Here is a 22,933-nt window from a genome sequence, read left to right on the forward strand (position 1 = left end):
ATTTAAATAAAAACGGCCAGGATTTTATATCCCATTAACTGTTGTGACGCAAAAATTCTGCCTGTTCAATTTTTTTGTCATAGACGGTAAGTTCTGTGATAGGTGCAGATTCTACCACTACGTTGTGCGAAGTGACTCCCCAAGACTTAAAGTCATCACTTCCTATGTATTTTACGAAATTGTAAATGTTAAGCGTTATTTTTTGTTTTACAGTCAATAAAATATCATTAATATATGTATTATCAATCACAACGTATTTAAGATCCGGCGGAATATTATGGGCCCGTAAAGAAGGATGGCTGCTTCTGGAAGGAATTACTCCATCTGCCATTAAATCTTTTAAAACGATATTAAAATAATCATTGATTCTACGGTCTATTTTAAATCCTAAGAGGAAATTGATTTTATACACCGTTCCCGGTAGAATTTCATCAACCGTATATTTAAAAGTATACGGATCTTCCTGATTTACAATACTTAAAATAAAATAATGATCTGCTCTTTTAGGCTGCTTTTTAATGATGGAATAGATGATTTTTGATTCTACTTCATCATGTCTCTTCGCTCTGCTCAGATATGCAAGATTGGTAGCGTATTTAGGAATTGTTTCGTCTAATTTCATATCCTTAATAATGGATACATAACTGTCGATTTTTACAAAATTGATGAATTTGGTTTTGATAAGCCTTCCGTTGTACCATGCGTACATGCATACTCCGATAAATCCTCCTAAGATAACGGTAATCCAACCTCCTTCAAAGAATTTGATAATATTGGCACTGAAGAATCCTAATTCGATCGCCATATATACCAATGCAAAAACCAAAATCAACAGTTTATTTACTCTGCGCTTGAGAAGCCAGAACACAAGCAGCATCGTAGTCATCAACATGGTTACGGTAATGGAAAGTCCGTATGCGGCTTCCATTTTTCCTGATTCTTTAAAATGAAGCACCACAATAATACATAAAATCAAAAGCCCCCAGTTGATTCTCGGAATGTACATCTGGCCTTTTACCCCTGAAGGATAGTCGATTTTCTGGTTTGGCCATAAATTAAGAGACATTGCTTCTGAAAATATGGTGAAAGAACCTGTTATCAATGCCTGACTTGCAATAATTGCCGCTGCCGTTGCTAAAATAACGCCCGGTAAAATCATCCAGCTTTCCATAATACCAAAAAATGGATTGATGGTGGATAATCCCGCTTTTCCGTAATTGCTTAAAAGCCAGGAACCTTGCCCTAAGTAATTTAGAATCAGCATTAATTTCACAAATGCCCAACTTACTCTGATGTTTTTTGCCCCGCAATGTCCCAAATCTGAATATAATGCTTCAGCTCCTGTCGTACAAAGAAAAACCGCACCCAAAATAACAATGGCACTTGGTGAATGGGCAATTAGTTTATACGCGTAATAAGGATTGAATGATCTTAGAATTTCAAAATTTTCGCTTAAATGAGAGATTCCCAAACCTCCTAAAATAAGAAACCAAATCACCATAACAGGTCCGAAAAATTTACCGATAAAACTGGTTCCGAATTGCTGTACTACAAATATGACAATCAGTATCCCTATCGTAATCGGAACAACCGGGGTATGCGGATTATAAATTTCAAGACCTTCAATCGCAGACATTACCGTAAGAGACGGTGTAATAACTCCGTCAGCAATCAATGCAGCTGCACCCACAATAGCAATGAGATAAAGCCAGCGTTTCTTAAGGTTTTTAACCAGAGAAAACAATGCTAAAATACCACCTTCTCCTTTATTATCGGCTCTTAAGGCAATAATAACATACTTTATCGTCGTCTGGAGAGTCAGTGTCCAGATAATACAGGAAAGCGCCCCCTCAATATATTCATTAAAAGGCATCGTACTACCTGCCTCTCTTGCATTTACGATTGCTTTCATTACATAAAGGGGTGACGTACCAATATCTCCGAAAACGATTCCCAAAGAAACCAATACCCCTACTAATGAAAGTTTTTTAAGATCCAGGTGGTGACCTCCTTCCGTTACTTCTGCCATGTCAGCTAATTATTTTTGAAAGCGCAAATGTATACTAAATTTATGACGCGAAGCTCAATTAGTTATGCATAATATAAATGAAAAAGCTTCCTTTCGGAAGCTTTTTTCTATGATTTAATATACATTGCTTTTTTAATCTCCTCTTTCACCTTTTCAAGCTTCGGGAACCATTCTGCAAACAATGCTGCAGAATACGGTGCAGGAGCATCAGGAGTGGTAATTCTTTTGATTGGCGCATCTAAATAATCAAACGCTTTTTGCTGTACCATATATGTGATTTCTGAAGATACTGAACCAAAAGGCCATGCTTCTTCTAAAATCACCAATCTGTTTGTTTTCTTTACTGAAGTTAAAACCGTATCAAAATCTAAAGGACGAACCGTTCTCAGATCAATCACCTCGACAGAAATTCCCTCTTTAGCCATATCTTCAGCTGCCTGAATGGCTAATTTCATAATTTTTCCGAAAGAAACCAATGTTACATCAGTCCCTTCACTTTTGATCTCGGCTTTTCCGATCGGGATATAATATTCTTCTTCAGGAATTTCCATTTTATCTCCGTACATCTGTTCAGATTCCATGAAAATTACAGGATCATTATCCTGGATAGCCGTTTTTAAAAGGCCTTTTGCATCATAAGGATTGGAAGGAACGACTACTTTAAGACCCGGAACATTGGCAAACCAGTTTTCGAAAGCCTGTGAGTGCGTTGCTCCCAACTGTCCTGCAGAAGCAGTAGGACCACGGAACACAATCGGACAGCTCCACTGACCGCCGCTCATCTGGCGGATTTTTGCAGCATTATTGATGATCTGATCAATCCCTACAAGCGCAAAATTGAAGGTCATATATTCTACAATCGGTCTGTTTCCATTCATTGCAGCTCCTACGGCAATACCGGTAAAGCCAAGCTCTGCGATGGGAGTATCGATAATTCTTTTAGCACCAAACTCGTCCAGCATTCCTTTTGAAGCTTTGTATGCACCATTATATTCCGCTACTTCTTCTCCCATTAAAAAAATGGATTCGTCTTTACGCATTTCCTCGCTCATTGCCTGTGCAATTACCTCACGAAAAGTATATTCTGCCATATTTATTTGAAAAATTTAGACTACAAAAATAGTGATTTTATTACAACGCAACAAAAAAGACATCTCTGATGAGATGCCTTTTTTTAAATTATATAAGATTTTTTAATTTACTTTCTGCCAAACCTGTGTTCTTCCTAAGATAGAAACTCCCATATATCCTCTTACATTCAGCTTATCACCGATTCTTGTAATGGTACATTTGTATGTTTTACCGGTTTTAGGGTCAGTAATAGTACCGTCTGTAAATTCAGCGCCATCTTTTTCTAATCCTCTGATAATTTCCATTCCAAGGATTGGTTTTCCTTTACGGTCGTCTTTACAGCCTACACAATTAGGATTTGCGGGTTTAATCAGAAGCTGGGAAACTTTTCCGTAATATTTTCCATCCGATTTTTTAAAGATCTCTACGATCGATTTTGCCTGTTTTGTTTCGTCATCTATGGTTTTCCATTTTCCTTCGATCTGGGCAAAAGACATGACGCTGCAAAAAGAAAGCATCAGTACTGCTAGTAATTTTTTCATATTTCTTTAGTTTAATTTTAGATATAGATACAATATCTGTTCGATAGTTAAAAATATAAATAAATTTTAAACAAACCACTATTTTTTACTATCCAAAGCATATATCATAGAGTTTTCGGCAATTCAAAAATTAAACAGTATTAAAATCAGTTCAGTTTTCTGTTCATCACGCGGTCCATATAATCCTGATACCAGGCTTTTGCAACCTGCTTTCCTTTTTCTGCTTCAGAAGTTTTAAGCTGGTCATTCAGGTTTTTTTCAAATCCAAGATCGTTTTTATCATAAATTCCGATGATGCTTTTACCGTCAAAACGGTAGATATAATTCCCGATGATAAACTGTTCTGAAGTACCGTCTGAATTGACAATCAAAGAAGGATATTTTTTATCACTCACTAGACTTGTTCCCCAGCTTCTGATTTTCTTATTATATCCTATTAAATCTGCTAATGTCGGATAAATATCAATCTGCTGTGCCCATTGATTATTGATGCCCTTTAAATTATACTGAGAATTGGGTGAATAAAAAATCAGCGGAACTGCAAAACGGTTCATTGCTTTTTCATATTCCGGATAAAAAATTTCATTGGTATGGTCTCCCGTGAAAATAAAAATCGTATTGTTGAACCAGGGTTGTTTTTTAGCCGTTTCAAAGTATTTTTTAATGGCATAATCGGTGTATTGAATCGGTTCATGCATTTCAATTTTGCCTTTTTTGAATTTCCCGTTGTATTTTTCAGGAATCTTAAAAGGGTGATGTGATGAAGCGGTAAAAACTGTTGCCATAAAAGGCTGTTTCTTTCCTACATTTTTAGCGAAATACTGCAGAAACGGCTCGTCCCAAATCGCCCACATTCCGTCGAAATCTTGATCATTTTGATATTCATCTTTTCCGAAATAATGTTTAAACCCTAAAATATTTCCAAATCCTAAAAAACCCATCGAACCGTTGGGAGCGCCATGATAAAATGAAGTATCATATCCCATCTCGTTACATACCGAAACAATAGACTGTATTTTCTGATTGGAATATGGTGAACTGGTAAATGCATCTGTCAAGCTCGGAATTCCCGCCAAAATACTGCTCATCCCATGAATCGACTGTCTTCCGTTGGCAAACGTATTCGGGAAAATCAGGCTTTCGCTGGCCAAACTGTCAATAAAAGGAGTGTATGAAACATAATCTTTAATATTTTTATCTTTATTAAAAGCTCCGGAATATTCTCTTCCGAACGATTCTACAATAAAAATAACGATATTGGGTTTGCTCTGAACCTGCCGCTCATAGATTTTATATGGTTGAATATTATCCTCGATAAATTTTTCGTCCACGAAATGAACTTCCTTAAAATTGTTGGTTCCCAAAGTCCGGAAAAATGAAAATGTGCTGTTTAAAACCACATTTCCCTGCAAAGGCGTTTTTACAAACTTATTGGCATCGACCAGATTGATCGGTCTTGTACTATGCTTAAAATCCCCGCGAATACCGCCTACCGCCAAAACTGCGGTTATACAAAGAACTATGACAGACAAAACAAAATACGGCAACAGTTTTACCGGCTTTCTTTCCGTTACTTTTATTTTTTTATAAAGATACACCCAGAAAAACATTAGAACAACAAACCAAATAATGACAAAAGGATGTTCTTTGACAGAAACCATAAACACTTTGAAAATATTGGATTCATGCTGCGCTACCTGAAACGCGGCAGAAGTAAGTCTTGACTGCGAAAATCTGTAATAAATAAAATCACCGAAATTCATCGCATACGCAATTCCGTTGGTGATAAAATACAGCCAGAAAAGCATTTTCTGATATATTATTTTGGTATTGATTACAATAGGAATAAGACTGAGGAGAATAAATAAAGAATTGACATACAGAATCGCCGTTGTATCAAACGCAATCCCATGGTACGCGAGACTGGAATAATCTCCCAAACTGTCAATTTTTATAACATCTTTATTAAAAAACCAAAACAGGAATCTTGCTGCCTGATAAAAAACGAAAGCCAAAAAAATCCTGTAGCCTAAAACCAGGATTTCTTGTTTTCTCAATTCTTTAAAAAAAACCATGCGCAAATTTACGGCAAATTCGCAATAGGATGATTTTTAGTTCGGAAATTTTTGACATAAAATTGTGAAAAGCTGTACTTTTGTCTTATGAGTTTCATTAAAAATAATCTGGCCAATGCCATTACACTGGGGAATTTATTTTCAGGATGCATCGGGGCTATTCATCTTATCCTAGGAGATTACCAAACTACCGCGATCTGCATTATTTGTTCTCTGATATTAGATTTTTTTGACGGTTTCGTAGCAAGAGCCTTAAAATCCAATTCTAATTTAGGGACGCAGCTTGATTCTTTGGCAGATATGGTAAGCTTTGGTTTGATTCCGGGATTGGCCATATTTATGATGCTTGAGCCTTTCGGAAATGAAATTTCAGGACTGCATCTTCCTTTTCAGATCAAATATTTTGGATTACTCATCACTCTTTCCTCCTGTCTGAGACTGGCAATTTTTAACCTGGATGAAGACCAGAAGTATTATTTTAAAGGATTGAATACACCTTCCAATACCATTTTAATCTTTGGATTACTTTATGCTTTTAAGGAAACGCAAAGCTTTGGCTTTCTATTCAAAAATGAGGCTTTATTATTGGTTCTAACCATTACTTCTTCCTGGCTTCTAATCAGTCCGATCAAGATGATTGCAATGAAATTCAAATCGATGAAGCTGCAGGATAATTATCCGAAGCTGGCTTTAGTAATCGGTGCGATTCTGATTTTGATTATATTTCAATTTGTCGGAATTCCGCTTGTGATTCTCTATTATATCTTTATTTCACTTCTATTCCAGAAACAGCTTAAATAGGAAGATTTTGAGTTCAATTATAATTCATAATCTCTAATTTTCAATACACTTCTTACAATGAATTTAAAACTTTATAAACCACTCTGCATATTTGACCTTGAAACAACGGGAACCAATGTCGGAAGAGACAGAATCGTTGAAATCTGTATCTTAAAAGTTAACCCAGATTCTTCCAGAGAAAGTAAAACATGGCGCATCAATCCTGAGATTCCTATTCCCAAAGAATGCAGCGAAATTCACGGGATTTATGATCAGGATGTTAAAGATGCTCCTACATTCCGGGAAATTGCTCCAAAAGTAGTGGAAATGATTACCGGTGCAGATTTGGGAGGCTTCAATTCAAACAGATTTGACGTTCCTTTACTTGCGGAAGAATTGCTGCGTGCCGATTTCGATTTTGATCTGAATAAATTTAAACTTGTTGATGCACAGACAATTTATCACAAAATGGAACCCAGAAACCTGGGTGCGGCATACCAGTTTTACTGTGGCAAAACTCTGGAAAATGCCCATTCTGCGGAAGCGGATGTTTTGGCAACCTTTGAAGTTCTGGATGCACAGGTCGGAAAATATGAATCGGTTCCTAAGGAGATCAACGCATTAAGTGAATTTAGTTTTCACAATAAAAATGCAGATTTAGCAGGAATGATCCATTTTAATGATAAAAATGAGGAAATTTTTGCTTTCGGAAAATATAAAGGACAAGTAGTAAAAGAGATTTTTAAAAAAGATCTCGGCTATTACGGATGGCTTCAAAATGCTGATTTCCCGCTGTATACTAAAAAGATTTTTACAAAAATTCAACTTTCCAGTAAATTTTAGTCTATGAATGATTTAGTTAAATTTAAATTCTACGAAAACGCCATTGAAGCCAATCGCGATAAGCAGATCTTAGCCGAAAATAATATCCAGAGCTTTATTGCCAATGAACAGACGATACAGTCTGACTGGCTCCTGTCTCAGGCTTTAGGCGGAATTCAGCTGCAGGTTTTCGAAAACGATTTTGAAAATGCCGGAAAAATATTACAAGAGTATAATGAAAATGATAAAACCGCACTCGAAGTAGAACATACTGTTGAAGATCCGAAATTTGATTTTGTATGCCCGAAATGCGGTTCCAATCACATTTACAGGGACGACAGCGCAACGAGCTTCTTCGGTATCTCTCTGATTACCAGTCATAAATTTATCTGCTACTACTGTGAGAATGAGTTTATGCATAATTAATGTGCAATTATCTAAAAAATGTAGTAAGTAACCCTTAACATACAACCCTTCCAGCGTTCTAAACGCTGGAAGGGTTTAAAAATTTAAAATGATTAAAAAATAATACGGTATGAAAATAATCTGCATAGGAAGAAATTACAGCGAACACGCAAAGGAACTAGGAAATGCCGTTCCGGATAAACCGGTTATCTTTATGAAGCCTGATACGGCAGTTTTAAAAGGAAATGATTTTTATATTCCTGAGTTTTCAAACGATGTACATTATGAGCTTGAAGTGGTGGTGAAAATTTCTAAAGGCGGAAAATACATCCAAAAAGAAACCGCTCATAAACATTATGAAGAGATCGGTTTAGGAATTGATTTTACGGCAAGGGATCTTCAGAGTGACCTGAAATCTAAAGGTTTGCCGTGGGAACTGGCAAAAGGTTTTGACGGCTCTGCGGTAGTTGGAAATTTCTTTAAAAAAGAAGAATATAATCTGGAAAACCTTCAGTTCTCCCTGTTAAAAAATAAAGAGCAGGTACAGCTCGGAAATACCAAAGATATGATCTTTAAAATAGATGATATTATTGCATTTGTCTCCCAATATTTTACTTTGAGAGTGGGAGATCTTATCTTCACAGGTACTCCGGAAGGGGTGGGAAAAGTATCTGAAAATGACGTTCTGGAGGCTTATCTGGAGGAAGAAAAAACTTTGGATCTTAGAATATTCTAATTTTTACCTTCCTTTTCTTAATTTTTCTTATCTTTAAAAGACCAATAAAATGAAAGATATGATCAATATAATATTACCGGTAGATTTTGGCGAAAAAACAGATCGCCTTGTAGAAGCTGCTGTTCAGTTTGCCAAGCAGGTAAACGGAAAACTGAATCTGATACACGTTGCACCTACCGATATTGGCTTCGCCATAGGAGATATGGGATATCAGTATTTCCCGGAAGTGGAAGAAAACGAAATAAGACAAGAGCTTATTCTTCTTAATAAAATCAACCAGAATATTCTTGCGCAGGATATCGACTGTGAGCATCTTTTGAAACAGGGCAATGCGGTAGATGTTATTTTAGATTATGCCCAAACCAAAAATGCCGATTTCATTGTAATGGGTTCTCACGGGAGAAGCGGAATATATGATGTTTTTGTAGGAAGTCTTACGAAAGGCCTTACAAAAAAATCTACTATTCCTGTACTGGTAATTCCTATTCACGATTAAAAAATGTTAATTGTTAGATACCAAAAAAATCCGATCAAATTTAATTTTGATCGGATTTTCACTATATAACCAATTAATTAACCTTCTTTTTTATAGATCTTCGGATCGTAGTACGGGTTTTTACCTTCCGTAGGAGAAAAATATTCTTTGTCTTTGTCTCCGCCTAATTTTACTGCCAGTACATAGCACCAGTATGTAAAAAGTACGCAGCAAACTACAAATAGAATCCAGTTTAAAACATTTCCAAAAATTTCGTAAAAACCGAAAGACCATTTGAAAACTTTGCTTAAGAACAGAAAGAAAGACGTCATTTTTTCCTTTTTTAAATTAACTTTGCACAAATTTATAAAAAATGTTTAAATTACTTTCAAAAGAAAGCAATATTTTTTCAATTCCTGTTTATATTGGTTTTCTTCTTTTAGTAGTAATCATCTTTAATATACTGAATTTCAACACTTATGAAGCTGTTATCGCAGGCATTACATTTTTAGGAATTGCACTGGGATATTTCTGCTTTAATACAATTGCTCTGAATTACCATACTCATTTACCGTTATTCCTGTATACATTTTTTATTTTCGGGCTTTATCCGGGGAGATTAGACATCGGCATCGCCGTTGCACTGCTTACCAACTCCTTTCTTATTTTGCTCCTTACAAGTACCAACGAAGACATCCGGAAAAAATCTTACGTTCTTGTAGGATCTATTGTTGCACTCAACTTTATTTTTCTCCCTGCGACATGGCCGATGGCTTTTTTTGTGCTGATCCATTTAATCGCAACTTCAGAAAGAATAGGACTGAATATTTTCAGGTTTATTCTGGGCAATATCCTGATTGCTTTCAGTTATTTTTCAGTAATGCTTTTTTTGGGGTATAATTCCTGGGATACTTCCTATTTACCTTTCGGGAAAATGGAATGGGTTACCGATTATAAAGAACTGTATCCTCTCATTCCGATCTTTCTCATGCTTGTTTACGCCATTTATGACCACTTCCGCCATTATAATAAGAAAAGCTTAACAAGCAGATATAAGTATACTTTTTTGCTGGTTTTTTCGTTTGCACAGATGGTCACTATTATTCTTTACATGAATACCAGTTATGAGTATCTTTTACTTCTTGCTCTTCCTGCCACGATTATTATAAGCAGGATGCTGAAATTTTTACCCAAATTCTGGATGCGCGAAGTCAGTATGTGGCTTATTATTATCAGCTTAATCATGTTTAAAGCCGGTACTTTTTTAAATTTATTTTAAATTATGATTCAAATAGACGATAAATTAATTTCTGAAGATATTTTCTCCGAAGAATTTGTTTGCAACCTTACCAAATGTAAAGGCGCATGTTGTGTAGAAGGTGATGTAGGTGCTCCGTTAGATAAAGATGAGCTGATTATTTTAGACAATATTTTTGATAAAATAAAACCCTATCTTACCCAGGACGGCATCAAAGCATTGGAAGAGCAGGGAACCTGGACAACAGATCCTGTTGACGGTATGTATGTAACTCCCATGATTGAAGATGCAGAATGTGCATATGTCACTTTTGATGAGCGTGGAACCACAAAATGCGGAATTGAAAAAGCGTATGAAGATGGGGCAATCGACTGGCAAAAGCCAATTTCCTGTCACCTCTATCCTATCCGGATTACTGAATATTCCAGTTTTACTGCTTTAAATTATCATGAATGGCCTATTTGCAATGATGCCTGCGTTTTAGGAAAAGAATTGAAAGTTCCGGTATATAAATTTCTTAAAACACCTCTTACTAGAAAGTACGGTGAAGATTTTTACAATACACTCAGCAGTGTGGCGGAAGAGTGGAAAAAAGAATATGGAAGTTAAGATTTCAGAAGAAGCTGAACTACAATATAAAAAAAGACCGGAATGTGTATTCCGGTCTTCGTTATTTAGAGTGTATTTATTTATTGAAAATCGGCATCGCTCACACCGGAATTGATCACTACTTTGGTTGTTTTGATCACCACCTGCTGTCCGCCGCCTTCTGCAGCAATTTCTGCAGGGAATTTAATTCCATCTACCGTCATATAGCTTTTTACAACAGCTGTTCCTTCATTGGAAATTGATTTTGACAATAATCCTGTAGAAGCATCAAAATAGAATTTTCCTTTTTTGGAAGACAGAACATTGTAGTCTTTTCCGTCAATCTTTTCAACTTCTACGGTAGAGAAAGTGGCAGGATCATACGCAAGCGCATCAATTGGCCTTCCTTTTTTAAGATCTTCGATTTTATCTGCAGGAATATCGTTTTTCTTTCCCATCTGGTCAAAATATCCTTTTTCCCCGTCGAAAAGCTGGGTCATCTGTTGTCCCATCACGGTTTGTACAGATTTAAATTTATTTCCCATCTTTTTGGTAGACATGGTAATTTCCATCCCCTGTACAGCAATCGTGTTTTCTGTAACGGTCGATTTTACAGCTTCTAATTTTGCCTTACCGCCAAGTGCTGTAAGATAGTTATCAATCACCTGTTTTGGAGTGATTTGTGAGGTAGAAGCCGCCGTTTTTACAGTAGCCGTAGATGTTTTTTGAGCCATTGCAGGAGTAGAAAAAACCACTGCGCAGAAAAACGGAAGAATTATCTTTTTCATATTTAAAATTTTCTTTTTTGAAGCTGTAAATATAAGGATATTGTCTAAGATGGAATTATTTTGTTCTATATAATATAAAAAAGTTATTGTATTGTTATTCTTTAATAAATCTTGCAATACTCGTATTTCCGTTTTTATCAATCATCTGCAGTATATAATTACCTTTTGCTAAATTGGATACATTCAGCTGCGGTTTTTCTGAATTATTCTTTTGAGAATATATTTTCTGGCCTACCATATTAAATACATGAAATTCTGCAATATCTTTTGCTGATTTCACATACAGATTATCTTTTACAGGATTGGGGTATACCGATACGCTTTCATCGAGTTCTACAGATCTTACGCCCAGATTATTTACGGAATTGATTTTAACAAAAGAAAAATTCGCCTGCGTCACGCTTCCTGTACCTTTCCAGCATGCCGTAAATAAGCTTCCGTATCCGGATGCACTTGTAAGGGCAGAATGTGTGGAGACGCTTGATACATTATTTCCCGTATGTCGGATTTCGATCACAAGATTATTTCCTCCGGTATAGAGATAAGGCGTATTAAATGTAATATCATACGTAAACGCATTAGGATCAGAACCCGCTGTAAGTACACCGGCGGGAACCAGCATACTTCCGGATCTTACCTGAGTCTGGGTACCTACTACATTGGCGGCAAAATCAAGCTGTCTGTTTACCGGATCTACTCCGTTGCTAAGGAAAATTTCATAGCTCGGAAATGTAGCATCTGAAGCGGGCCATGCAGCAGTAGCACTACCCGGAAGTCTGAATGAAATTGAAGTAAGATATTTCCCGGCTAGCGTAGTGAGCTGAGAATCATCAATAATCATCTGATAGGTTCTGGCTGAATTTACAAAAGGTCCTAAAAAAGTTCCGCTCGTATTGTTTTCAGGGATTACTTTTGAAACTTGCGCTCTTAATGTATTAGTACTGAAATACATTAAAACCAAACCGAATAAAACAGCAAGTGCTCTGCTTTTATTTATTCTGGACCAGATGCTGATTTTCACATTCTCCGGTTTCATAAAAAATTGATTTGCTTTCATATAGTAAAATTTTGATTATCATAAAGATATAAAAATATTTAACTTCATAAAACTTCAATTCTACATCATTTGGAATACTATTGTATATAAAAAAAACCACCAGAATCTGGTGGTTTTTTTATCTATTGTAAACTTAATTACTTTTTAAGCTCCTCTAAAAACTCATCGTGAGAGATAGCCGTTTCTTTTTTGGTTGCTTTTTCAAGAATCACATCTTTCAGTTTTGCCATGGCTACTTCTGAAGATATTTGTCTTACCTGCTCCTGGTCTTTCAGCATTTCAACGGCATATTTCTGGATTTCTTCATCTCCTAAATGGTGAATTCCGTAGATTGCCAATTGATTTCTTACCAATTGCTCAGCCTGCGCCAAAACATCAGCATATTCTAACTGGATATTGTTATCATTCATCAATTTACCCTCGATGATCTGATATTTTAACTGGTTTTTTTCAGCTTCAAGAATTTCTTTTGCCTGCTCTTCCGTCTGAATGTTCTGATTAGAGAATACCAACCATTTTGTAAGGAAAGATTCGGGAAGCTTCACTTCTTCTTTCTCAGTGATCTGCTCCAATACTTTATTTACAAAATGTACATCTGCATTCTGCTGGAAATATTCGTCTAATTCAGTTTTTACCTTTGCTTTCAGCTCGTCCTCAGATTTTACATTTCCTTCACCGTATACTTTATTGAAAAGGTCTTCATTGAGCTCAGCCAGATTTAAGCTGTAGAAATCTTTTACCTTTACTTCTACTTCGTTGTGGTGCAGATGCTCTACTTCTTCTTTGGTAAATCCTAATTCTTTAGCCAGATTCTCATCAGAAGCAAGCGTTTCTTTAGAAACTTTTACAGAATCATCCATCTTCAAAGATTTTACCAATTTGAATGCTTCTTTATTTTCAGCAGTAATGGTCGCATTCTTTGGCTGATGGTGGTGCTCTCCTTCGGCATCGTCTTCCACTACCTGAGAAATTTCTACATTGATATAAGAATCTTTAGAGATTTTGTCTTGCGGAACCTGCTCTGCAAAACGCTTCTGCATATTCTCAATGCTTTTATTGATTTCTTTTTCAGAAGCTTCTACTTTGTAATGTGCCGCTTCATATTTAGCCAAATCTATCGTGAATTCTGGTTCGAAACCAACTTCAAAAGCAACTTCCAGCTGCTCTGCATTATGATTAAAATCATTCACTGGCTGCGGAACTGGCTGACCAACTAATCTTAGTTTGTTTTCGTTGATATAGTTATTCAAAGCATCAGAAACTTGTTTATTGATCTCTTCGAATGCAATCCCTGCTTCATATTGCTTTCTAACCATACTCAAAGGCACTTTTCCTTTTCTGAAGCCAGGAACCTGTGCGTTTTTAGCATAATTAATCAATTGCTTTTCTACTTTTTCCTTGTAGTCAGATTTCTCCAATGTTACTGTAAGCAATGCACTTACATCATCATGGTTTTTTGCGGTAACCTTCATTATTGATTAAAATTTTAGGTTGCAAAAATATGAATTTTTTATTAAAACAAACCATGAAAGATAAATTCTTCGTCATCAAATCTTTAGACGCAAAAGCCACTGAAAATTTCAATGGCATATTAATCGGAAAGTCTTTTATCAATTTGTAAGATAAAAAGTAGCTTCAGCATCGGTTTCTCCTCCTGTTACACTTCCCCATGCAGTTCCTGATTTTGCTTCGTTTACACTTTGAGGAGAATGGATCAGATCTAGTTTTAAAAATGGGGACGGAGAGTCTACTCCATTTACAACTTCCCATTTTGTTTTTAACCCTACTCTTTTCCCGTCATTTCTAAGATCGTTCCCGTCTAATCTGGTGATATTAATGGTAGATTTCGGGAAATCAAAAATAAGAAAGTGCTCATCTTTAGCATCAATAATTTCATTTGTAGCGTCCTCATTTCCGTTTCTGAATTTTGCGTCAACGATATAAGATTTCCCGTTGGTAAGAGTAATTGTAGGTATTCCGCCTGCGCCAATGCTGTAATTATACTCTATGGTAACTGCTCCCGGAACATCCTCTTTTACCAATAATATAATATTCGTGAGTTCTTCCTGCGGAAGATCATCTTCCTCTGCCGAGCCGTTTCTCTGGCAAGAGACCACAGCAATTGTAATGAGTAAAACCGTTAATAATCTGATAATATTTTTTGTATTGAATAATGTGTTCATTTTAGTAAATTTAAGATTGATAATTTTATTGAATAATTTTTAAAGCCTTAGAATCTGTATCTAAAGTTTAAAATAATATTTCTTCCTGCCTCATCTGCGAAGAATCTCAAACGATTCAGATAATCTCTGTACGAAGTATTAAATAGGTTATTTACGGTAAGACCCGCAGAAAGATTTTTACTGATATTAATCCCTGTCTGAATATTCCAGAGCGAATATCCATTGGGAGGTGTATTGAAATCGACTGTTTTGCTGACCAGTTCTCCGTTTTCATATATTTCTAATTCGGCATTTCTGACCGGAAACCTGGTTTGCTTTAAAAACGTTTGATTTTCTAGTGTAAAATAGAAATAATTCCATTTTTCTTTTTTAAACTGCAATGCATTTGAAAAATTCGGGGGCATCATTAAAATTAAGGGTTCATTGTTGGTTTCGTCCTGCCCGTAAACATAGCTTCCTTTTCCAACATAGGTAAGATCATTAGTGATTTTAAAATTAATATCCAGATCCAAACCATACATTTTGGCATCAATCTGTTGATATGCCCATTCGGGAAAAACCCCTCTTATTGTACCTTTGATCCCGACCGGAACTTCATTAATGAAATTTTTAGTCATAAAAAAATAAGGGTTTACAGAAAGATTCAACCCTTTCAAAATATTCAATTTTGAATCTGCCGTCAGATTAAACTGATGTCCCTGCTCGTTTTTCAACCGCATATCTCCGGTTTCAATAATTCCTGCGGAATGATGCAACCCGTCAGAAAACAGTTCTGCAACATTCGGAGACCTTCCTACTTTCGCATAATTGAATTTCAGATTAAAAACAGGACTCGGGTGATATTCCAGACCTGCATTGAAGGAAACATTATTATAATTGAATTTGGGACGTGTTAAAACCCTGTTTTGGTCAGTTTTTACATAAAATTCCGGAAAAACGTCTGCATATTTTCCTTCCCAATCACTTTTGTCATACCATTTGGTCACATCATACCGGGTAAAGTCGTATCTCGCTCCCGTTTCAAAATTAAAATCACCGGAAATTTTATATTTAAAAACCGAATAAAACCCTGCAGCATATTTATCATAATTCGGGATCAGACGTCTGGCTTTTGTCGCAGGATCAGAATAATTATTTTGAAAGCTCCCGTCAATACCGGTTTCCAGAGACCATTTTTCTCTTTCCAGCAAATCATTCAGGTTAAACTGATGCGTCATCAATTCCAGATCCAGAGACGGGATTTCCTTGAGCTCTCCCCTTCGGATGTCATATTCCTCTCTGTGATTGTATTGATAACTGTATGTTGCAGATATCTTTCCTATATTTTCGAATCTTTTAAAGGCAGAAACTTTGGCAATATGATGTGCAACTACCTGTCTCGGATTATCAATATCATAACTGAAACTGCCCGAATATATCGGTGAAACAGCTGTCATCGCTCTGTTATAATCACCTGTTGTAGAAACATGAGAATCTCTCAAAATCCCGATGTTCTGATTCGTAAGATAATAATCAAACGAAATTCCTTTATCATACGCATTATTCTGAACTGTAAAATTAAAGGCAGAAAAATCCATCCCTGTATTTTTAAGGTTATAATCCGGTGCGCTCTGATCACCTGATTTTTTTATACTTCCGCCAGATTTTACAGCCCAGCCGTTTTTCCAGATTTTGGCGACATCGGCGTCCAATCCCATACCTCTTCCGTTTGAGATGGCAGATAGATTCACAGAACCTTTTATCGTATCTTTTTTAGGAAAAATTTCAGGTTCCATAACGACAACCCCTCCGATCGCGTCGCTTCCGTATTTCAATGCAGAAGCTCCTTTGATCACGTCAATATGCTGAAAATTATTAATATCCACATTCGGTGCATGTTCTACTCCCCATTCCTGTTCGGCAAGTTTTACCCCGTTATTCAAAATAGAAATTCTGCTTCCGTACAACCCGTGAATAATTGGTTTTGAAATATTATTCCCCGTTTTCAAAGTAGAAACTCCCGAAATTTTTGACAATACATTTCCAAGATTTTCAGTAGAATTTCTCTCTATTTCCGATTTGTCGAGTGTTTTTACAATTAAAGAGCCATTGCTTTTGTGATTTCCGTGAATGGTCACCGTTTCAATATCCTGAATATGATGTTCCAACATGATCGACAGGTGAACATTTTGTGTAATATCAATATTTTTGATGTAATCATTACAGTCAGGATGTTTTGCGATGAGCATATAATTCCCGGGAGGAATTTTATTAAATAAAAAATTTCCTTTTTGATCTGTTTTTACGGTAAAATCTCCGATTTTTACGACTGCGTTTTCAAGCATGGTTTTGTCGTGAAAATCCTGAACGGTACCCTGAACCACAAATGTTTTTTGTGCACTTGTCATTGCCAATCCACAGAGGATGAGCAATATACTATATATCAGTTTCATTATAAATAGATTGAATTGACTTTATTAAGCTTGCAATAGGCAACCCCTGTAAAGTTTGTTTGTTTAAAAAAAATGATTGGATTTTAAATGTAAAATATCAGCCTTGATGATGAATTTTAATCATTAAGATTTGTTTTAAGAATTTAGAATCATAGTAAAATCTCCTTGATATTTTTAATGAAGCTTAATTCTAAATTCACCTTAATGGTTCATAACATCATGTTGATTGATTAAATTACCTCATGCATTTGAGTATATTTAAATTCTAAAAAATTTAAATAAAAATCCGTTAAATAAATCTATAAATTATGAAATTGTAGGAGGACCCCGAAGCTGAAATGTAAATTTTGTCTGGGACCAGATTTTTTCCTGAACAGCAAGAATTTGCTCTGCTTCATGAGTATGATTCTCAAAGTGAAAGCTGAATTCTTCAGGAACTAAGGTATTTCCGTTTGCCAAGAAATGACAGGCCAAACAATCGGCGGCTTTTTCTTTTGCTATATTTTTGCCGACTGTATTTTCTGATTTTTTGAAATTGAAATTTTTAAAAACTTCTTCAGAACTGTGATTGTGAAAATTTTGAGAAAACAGCGCAATGAAGTAGATCCCAAACAAAAGTTTGGAGATCAAGTTCTTCAGATTTCTGCTTTCTTTAAAAATCATCATTCAAAAATAAGAATAAAAATTGAAATCTTATACGGAATAATACGTGTTGTTTTTAGATGATGTTGGATTTTCGTTTATGAAAAACCCCTCCAGCGTTTAAAACGCTGGAAGGGTTAATGTATTGATAGATTACCTTCTTGTAATTTACTCCAATTGGGTACCCAAATATTCCCATTCTTGTAAGGCAACATCCAGTTCTTCTTTGGTTTTGTTGTATTTTTCCAGCGTTTCGTCAGAAGGATTTTCTGTGGTGAAAGAGGCTTCCATCTTTTCAATGGCGGTTTCCAGTTCGGAAATTTTTTCTTCCACTTTTTTTAATTTGTTCTGTATATTTTTCTGTTCTTTGCTTACGATCTGAGTCTGAGATTGTAGTTTCGGCTCTGGTTTTACTTCTACTTTTACTTCTTCATCATGAAGCTTTGCTTTTTCGGCGGAAATTTCTCTGATGGATTCTTTCTGTCTGAATTCCAGATATTCATTTACACTTCCCAAGAATTCTTTCATTCTTCCGTCCCGGAATTCATAGATTTTATCACACAGTCCCTGTAAAAATTCCCTGTCGTGGGAAATTACGATTAAAGTTCCTTCAAACTTCTGCAAAGCCAGCTTGATGATCTCTTTAGACTGAATATCAAGGTGATTGGTAGGCTCATCCATGATCAGGGTATTGAACGGACGAAGCAACAGCTTACACAGTGCCAAACGGTTTCGTTCTCCTCCGGAAAGTACTTTAGTCTTTTTATTGACCGCTTCACCCTGAAAGAGGAACGATCCTAATAAATCTCTTACTCTGGGTCTCGTTTCTTCGGTTGCAGAATCTTCAGCTTCTTCCAGAACGGTTTTATTGGGTGTTAAAACCTCTTCCTGATTCTGGGCAAAATATCCTATATTTACGTTATGGCCTAAATTCCATGTTCCTGAATAATCTTTGATATCGCCGGCAAGAATTTTGGCTAAAGTAGTCTTTCCCTGCCCGTTTTGTCCCAGAAGCGCAATTCTGTCTCCCCGCTGAACGATGAAATCTACATGATCGAAAATCTGTTTTTTGCCGTAGGCTTTTCCTAAATTTTCCGCTTCGAAAATAACTTTTCCCGGAACGACAGACTGTACAAAACGGATATTGAATTTAGAAACGTCTTCATTATCTACTTCAATACGGTCGATTTTGTCTAATTTTTTTATCAATGACTGTGCAAAAGATGCTTTGGTCGCACTTGCACGGAATTTATTGATATTGTCTTCCATCTGCTTGATCTCTGCATCCTGATTTTTTTTAGCCTGAATCAATTTTTCACGGCGCTCTTCACGCATCACGAGATATTTTGAATAATTGGCCTTATAATCATCTACTTTTCTGTTATTGACATCAAAAGTACGGTTGCAGACTGCTGTCATAAACTGTTTATCGTGACTTACCAATACGATCGCTCCGGGATAATCTTTTAAAAAGTCTTCCAGCCAGATAATAGATTCCATATCGAGGTGATTGGTGGGCTCATCCAGAAGCATCAGATCGTTTTTCTGGAGCAGCAGTTTTGCCAGTTCGATCCTCATTCTCCATCCTCCGGAAAACTCATCGGTAATTTTATGAAAATCATCTGCTTTAAAGCCTAACCCGAACAATACTTTCTCCACATCTCCTTCCAGATTATAAGCATCATGATGCATAAGAAGATCATTCAGCTCAGTCATTTTATTAATGATATCGGTGTAGGCATCACTTTCGTAGTCGGTTCTGGTGGTGAGCTGATTATTCACTTCTTCCAGTTCGTTTTTCCAGGCATTGATCTGCTCAAAAGCCTGCATGGTTTCGTTCCAGACTGTTCTTCCTTTTACAAAATCAAGATCCTGTTTCAGAAATCCGATGGTAATATTTCCTTCCGGAACCACCACCCCTTCAAAGAAAGTGATTTCTTTGGAAAGCATTTTGAGTAAAGTGGATTTTCCGGCACCGTTTTTACCTACCAATCCGATTTTATCATCTTTTTTGATGGTAAAATTGACATTCTGAAATAAATAAGTACCTGAATGATGTAATCCTAAACCTTGAACCGAAAGCATCTCTTAAATGAAATTAAAATGAATATTGAGTAGTGAATCTTTTTCGGGTGCAAAAATACATAAAAAGAAATGAATGCGCCATAAATAAAATGAGCCGGAAAAATGACCAATCCTGTTTTCAGTTAATATAATTTCTTCTACATTTATAATCCTTCCAACGGATAAATATGATTGATTATTGCATAAATAACAATTCCCACTGTATTTTTGGCACCTATCTTTTCTACAATTCTCTGACGGTGGCTTTCTACAGTTCTCGGGCTGATAAATAACTTTTCGGCAATTTCATTATTGGTGAATTCTTTGCAAATGAGCTTTACCACGTCTTTTTCCCGCTCCGAGAGATCATCATCCATATCAAATAGTGATTTTTTCTTTGTAGAACTGTTCATATACGAAAACAGCATTTTGTGATCTTCTGCAGTGAAGAACACGCCGTTTTTATCAACCATTGTAATGGCTTCGATAAAGGTTTTTTTATCAGAATTCTTCGGAAGAAAAGCTGAAACACCCAGTTTTACCATATAGCCCAGAATGGTCGTTTTATAATGGGAAGAAAGGATAATAATTTTAAGATCCGGGTATTTTTCTTTAAGAATTGCTACCACTTCAAAGCCGTTCATGGGTTTCATCTGCACATCGATAAGCGCAATGTGCGGGAAATCTTCCTGTGACAGTTTGCCGAGCGATTCGATAAAATCCGGGCCATTATTTGCCGTCAACATAACCGATAATTCTTTTTCACCTGACAACAATAGTTTTACGCCTTCAAGAATCAGCTGCTCATCATCCAGCAATGCGAGTTTAATTTTAGTTTCCATTTTCTTCAGGAATTATAATGATTAATCTGCTTCCTTTCTGGGTTGCACTTTTCCATTTATACTGGGCATTAATTGATTTTATGCGGGATTCTATATTTTTTATACCCATTCCTTTTTTTACGGTTTGATACTCAAAACCCTGTCCGTTATCTGAAATAATCAGCACAAGATGATGAGAATACTCTTTGATATAGATTCCTATTTTTGTAGCTTCAGAATGCTTGATAACATTGGTGGTGAATTCCTGGATAATCCTGTACAGCTGAACTTCCGTAAAAATATCTTTCTTTTTGTACTTTGGGCTTACCTGTAACGAAATCGCAATTCTCTGGGATAAATTGATCACCAGTTCTTCTATATACAAAACCAAACCTACCGATTCGAGATTGACGGGATATAATGAATGCGAAATATTTCTCGCAGAGTCGATCAAAGCCGACATCTGATCTGAGATGTTTTTCCTGATCGCTTCATCACCTTCAGTATTGAGATTATTCAGCCATAAAGAAAGGATATTAAGCCTGTTTCCGATGTCATCATGTACCAAAATAGCAATTTTTTTCCGTTCTTCTTCCTGCGCTTTTGTATTTTCCAGAGCCAATTGCTTCTGATGAAAAACTTCTGCTTCATGCTGCGCATTTTGCTCTTTTATTATTCTTGTAATAAATGTTTTATACGCTAAAAGAATAAAAAATACGATAATTGCTATGGTAACAATTATAAGGATAAGAAAACTGATATTTAGCGTTATTTCTTTAATGTGACGAAGGTATATAAAAATGAACCATATAAAATACTCGACAGGATATTATTGGTGCCTAAAATCATATAATAATTGTCTTCCGTAAGCGATGCAATCTGATGCTGAATGATGAAAATAAATACCGATACCGAATAATAAAAAAAAATACAGGCATCCGGAAATGTAAACCGGTTTACCGTTTTGCCGTTTTTAATCTGCTGTAATAATAAATACCCTGCAAAAGAAATAATAATGATATTGGAAATCACTTTGGCAATATCATTATTAAATGTATCAAAAACCTGATCCCCCCCTAAAAAAATTAAAGAAAGGACTAAAACAGGAAGCATCCAGTATTTTGAAAGATGAAGTTTTCTCATTAATAAAGTGGTTAGCAAGAAAAACTCTCCCGCGATATAAACCGGATATAAAAATGAAGTATTCTTGTAATGAAAAACGCTCGTTAAAACATTTGTTATTGCTTCAATAAGGAATAAAAAACCCAGATAATAAACATATTGCCTTTCTTCGCTTTTTAAAAACGGAAATTTTATACTTCCCGCCAAAGAAGCGATAAGCAGCAGAATGTTGGTAATTCCCCAGGTAATTATAAAATAGCTGTGCATTTCTTTTAAAGCTCACAAATAGGAGGACACGGTCTCGACCAGTCGTAGGTATTTGAAATAAATGAGTTGCTGGTAACATCATTTCCCAGATTATTGTAAAACGAAATAAAAATCATGCTTACCAACATCCTTTGATACACATCAGAATATTTCATCGCAAAAGTACATACAATTGCATTCAGGCCTTCCTGTGGAAAAGTAAGATCTTCTGCCGGAACATAAAACCTTTCAAAAATCCTGCTTCCGTTAAAAGGGGCATTGCATTCTACCAAAAACCAGTTTTTTCCTTCGCTTCTCCAGGATTCTATCGCAGTCAAAGCTTTATCCTGTTCCATTACAGGCTGATTGGCAAAAGGGAAAGCAATATCAGAATTGCTGTTTGTCTGCATTAATTCTTTAGAAAGTACCGACGTTTTCACAACTGTATATTGCTGTTTTTCAAAAAGCTGAAGGTCTTTATCAAGTACCGTGAGAATCACATAAGGATAGTCTTCCAAAACTATTTTCTGCCCGGATTTATCAAGCGGACAAAGGATCATAATCACCTGATTGTTATATACACCGATATCACTGCAAAATTCTTTGTATTCGTTTTTACTCTGAAGCCAGCTGATTTCATCAAAATTTAAAATGAAAACCTGATTGGGGGATATCATGCTTTTGATCGCAGAATAATCAGATAAAGAATCTTTCCAGGCATTCGTTGCGATTCTGCATTCTGCAATGTTTAATTTTCTCATAGTATATAAGGTTATTTAGTTTCTTAAAATTATACA

The 22,933-nt window shown here is 35.9% G+C and carries 23 protein-coding genes; 7 read left to right on the forward strand and 16 right to left on the reverse strand.

Annotated elements, in window-relative coordinates:
* Window positions 1-34: 34 nt before the first annotated feature.
* The 4 genes from N0B16_RS11970 to N0B16_RS11985 form a co-directional block, all read right to left on the reverse strand.
* Window positions 35-2,029 carry a KUP/HAK/KT family potassium transporter gene (locus N0B16_RS11970; RefSeq protein WP_262991181.1) on the reverse strand — a complete coding sequence of 665 codons (1,995 nt, stop codon included), beginning with the start codon at window positions 2,027-2,029 and terminating at the stop codon, window positions 35-37.
* Window positions 2,030-2,136: 107 nt separating this feature from the next.
* Window positions 2,137-3,120, reverse strand: a complete 984-nt coding sequence (locus tag N0B16_RS11975; protein WP_262991182.1) for a pyruvate dehydrogenase complex E1 component subunit beta — start codon at window positions 3,118-3,120, stop codon at window positions 2,137-2,139.
* Window positions 3,121-3,222: 102 nt separating this feature from the next.
* On the reverse strand, window positions 3,223-3,642 hold the full coding sequence (locus N0B16_RS11980; RefSeq protein ID WP_262991183.1) for a DUF2147 domain-containing protein: 420 nt from the start codon (window positions 3,640-3,642) through the stop codon (window positions 3,223-3,225).
* Window positions 3,643-3,788: 146 nt separating this feature from the next.
* Window positions 3,789-5,717 carry an LTA synthase family protein gene (locus tag N0B16_RS11985; RefSeq protein ID WP_262991184.1) on the reverse strand — a complete coding sequence of 643 codons (1,929 nt, stop codon included), beginning with the start codon at window positions 5,715-5,717 and terminating at the stop codon, window positions 3,789-3,791.
* Window positions 5,718-5,804: 87 nt separating this feature from the next.
* Between N0B16_RS11985 and N0B16_RS11990 the strand changes: the two genes are divergently transcribed.
* The 5 genes from N0B16_RS11990 to N0B16_RS12010 all read left to right on the forward strand — a co-directional run bounded on the left by N0B16_RS11990 (window position 5,805) and on the right by N0B16_RS12010 (window position 8,956).
* Window positions 5,805-6,518 (forward strand): CDP-alcohol phosphatidyltransferase family protein, encoded by a 714-nt coding sequence (locus N0B16_RS11990; RefSeq protein ID WP_262991185.1) that lies wholly within the window; start codon window positions 5,805-5,807, stop codon window positions 6,516-6,518.
* A 57-nt stretch (window positions 6,519-6,575) separates the two neighbouring features.
* Entirely contained in the window at window positions 6,576-7,340 is a 765-nt protein-coding gene (locus N0B16_RS11995) for a 3'-5' exonuclease (protein WP_262991186.1), read from the forward strand.
* A 3-nt stretch (window positions 7,341-7,343) separates the two neighbouring features.
* The gene (locus tag N0B16_RS12000) at window positions 7,344-7,745 is read left to right on the forward strand and encodes a putative signal transducing protein (RefSeq protein ID WP_262991187.1); all 402 of its coding nucleotides are present in this window, start codon (window positions 7,344-7,346) and stop codon (window positions 7,743-7,745) included.
* Window positions 7,746-7,854: 109 nt separating this feature from the next.
* On the forward strand, window positions 7,855-8,460 hold the full coding sequence (locus tag N0B16_RS12005; RefSeq protein WP_262991188.1) for a fumarylacetoacetate hydrolase family protein: 606 nt from the start codon (window positions 7,855-7,857) through the stop codon (window positions 8,458-8,460).
* A 58-nt stretch (window positions 8,461-8,518) separates the two neighbouring features.
* Window positions 8,519-8,956, forward strand: coding sequence for a universal stress protein (locus N0B16_RS12010; protein WP_262991189.1), 438 nt, complete (start codon window positions 8,519-8,521; stop codon window positions 8,954-8,956).
* Between the two features lie 77 nt (window positions 8,957-9,033).
* On the opposite strand, the gene N0B16_RS12015 is transcribed toward N0B16_RS12010, so the two are convergent.
* Window positions 9,034-9,267, reverse strand: coding sequence for a DUF6341 family protein (locus N0B16_RS12015; RefSeq protein WP_262991190.1), 234 nt, complete (start codon window positions 9,265-9,267; stop codon window positions 9,034-9,036).
* A gap of 41 nt (window positions 9,268-9,308) precedes the next feature.
* Here N0B16_RS12015 and N0B16_RS12020 point away from each other — a divergent pair, with 41 nt between their 5' ends.
* Entirely contained in the window at window positions 9,309-10,214 is a 906-nt protein-coding gene (locus N0B16_RS12020) for a DUF6427 family protein (protein WP_262991191.1), read from the forward strand.
* 3 nt (window positions 10,215-10,217) lie between these two features.
* Window positions 10,218-10,802 carry a DUF3109 family protein gene (locus N0B16_RS12025; RefSeq protein ID WP_262991192.1) on the forward strand — a complete coding sequence of 195 codons (585 nt, stop codon included), beginning with the start codon at window positions 10,218-10,220 and terminating at the stop codon, window positions 10,800-10,802.
* Between the two features lie 80 nt (window positions 10,803-10,882).
* Here N0B16_RS12025 and N0B16_RS12030 read toward each other — a convergent pair whose 3' ends face one another.
* From N0B16_RS12030 to N0B16_RS12080, 11 genes are all read right to left on the reverse strand, one after another.
* Window positions 10,883-11,569, reverse strand: coding sequence for a hypothetical protein (locus N0B16_RS12030; RefSeq protein WP_262991193.1), 687 nt, complete (start codon window positions 11,567-11,569; stop codon window positions 10,883-10,885).
* Between the two features lie 94 nt (window positions 11,570-11,663).
* The gene (locus tag N0B16_RS12035; protein ID WP_262991194.1) at window positions 11,664-12,626 is read right to left on the reverse strand and encodes a T9SS type A sorting domain-containing protein; all 963 of its coding nucleotides are present in this window, start codon (window positions 12,624-12,626) and stop codon (window positions 11,664-11,666) included.
* Between the two features lie 137 nt (window positions 12,627-12,763).
* On the reverse strand, window positions 12,764-14,098 hold the full coding sequence (locus tag N0B16_RS12040; RefSeq protein ID WP_262991195.1) for a trigger factor: 1,335 nt from the start codon (window positions 14,096-14,098) through the stop codon (window positions 12,764-12,766).
* Window positions 14,099-14,236: 138 nt separating this feature from the next.
* Window positions 14,237-14,809 carry a hypothetical protein gene (locus N0B16_RS12045; protein ID WP_262991196.1) on the reverse strand — a complete coding sequence of 191 codons (573 nt, stop codon included), beginning with the start codon at window positions 14,807-14,809 and terminating at the stop codon, window positions 14,237-14,239.
* Between the two features lie 47 nt (window positions 14,810-14,856).
* On the reverse strand, window positions 14,857-17,241 hold the full coding sequence (locus N0B16_RS12050; protein WP_262991197.1) for a TonB-dependent receptor: 2,385 nt from the start codon (window positions 17,239-17,241) through the stop codon (window positions 14,857-14,859).
* 306 nt (window positions 17,242-17,547) lie between these two features.
* Window positions 17,548-17,871 (reverse strand): hypothetical protein, encoded by a 324-nt coding sequence (locus tag N0B16_RS12055; protein WP_262991198.1) that lies wholly within the window; start codon window positions 17,869-17,871, stop codon window positions 17,548-17,550.
* A 180-nt stretch (window positions 17,872-18,051) separates the two neighbouring features.
* Window positions 18,052-19,968, reverse strand: coding sequence for an ABC-F family ATP-binding cassette domain-containing protein (locus N0B16_RS12060; protein ID WP_262991199.1), 1,917 nt, complete (start codon window positions 19,966-19,968; stop codon window positions 18,052-18,054).
* 143 nt (window positions 19,969-20,111) lie between these two features.
* Window positions 20,112-20,789 carry a response regulator transcription factor gene (locus N0B16_RS12065; RefSeq protein ID WP_262991200.1) on the reverse strand — a complete coding sequence of 226 codons (678 nt, stop codon included), beginning with the start codon at window positions 20,787-20,789 and terminating at the stop codon, window positions 20,112-20,114.
* Window positions 20,779-21,390: a sensor histidine kinase gene (locus N0B16_RS12070; protein WP_262991201.1), complete on the reverse strand. Its 612-nt coding sequence runs from the start codon at window positions 21,388-21,390 to the stop codon at window positions 20,779-20,781. Before N0B16_RS12070 ends, N0B16_RS12065 begins: the two co-directional genes overlap by 11 nt.
* A 146-nt stretch (window positions 21,391-21,536) precedes the next feature.
* On the reverse strand, window positions 21,537-22,157 hold the full coding sequence (locus N0B16_RS12075; RefSeq protein ID WP_262991202.1) for a hypothetical protein: 621 nt from the start codon (window positions 22,155-22,157) through the stop codon (window positions 21,537-21,539).
* A gap of 5 nt (window positions 22,158-22,162) precedes the next feature.
* Complete coding sequence (locus tag N0B16_RS12080) at window positions 22,163-22,897, reverse strand: hypothetical protein (protein ID WP_262991203.1); 735 nt, start codon at window positions 22,895-22,897, stop codon at window positions 22,163-22,165.
* Window positions 22,898-22,933 lie beyond the last annotated feature (36 nt).

Origin of the sequence: Chryseobacterium gilvum, from assembly GCF_025628965.1 — a bacterium.
GTDB classification, from domain to species: Bacteria; Bacteroidota; Bacteroidia; order Flavobacteriales; family Weeksellaceae; genus Chryseobacterium; species Chryseobacterium gilvum.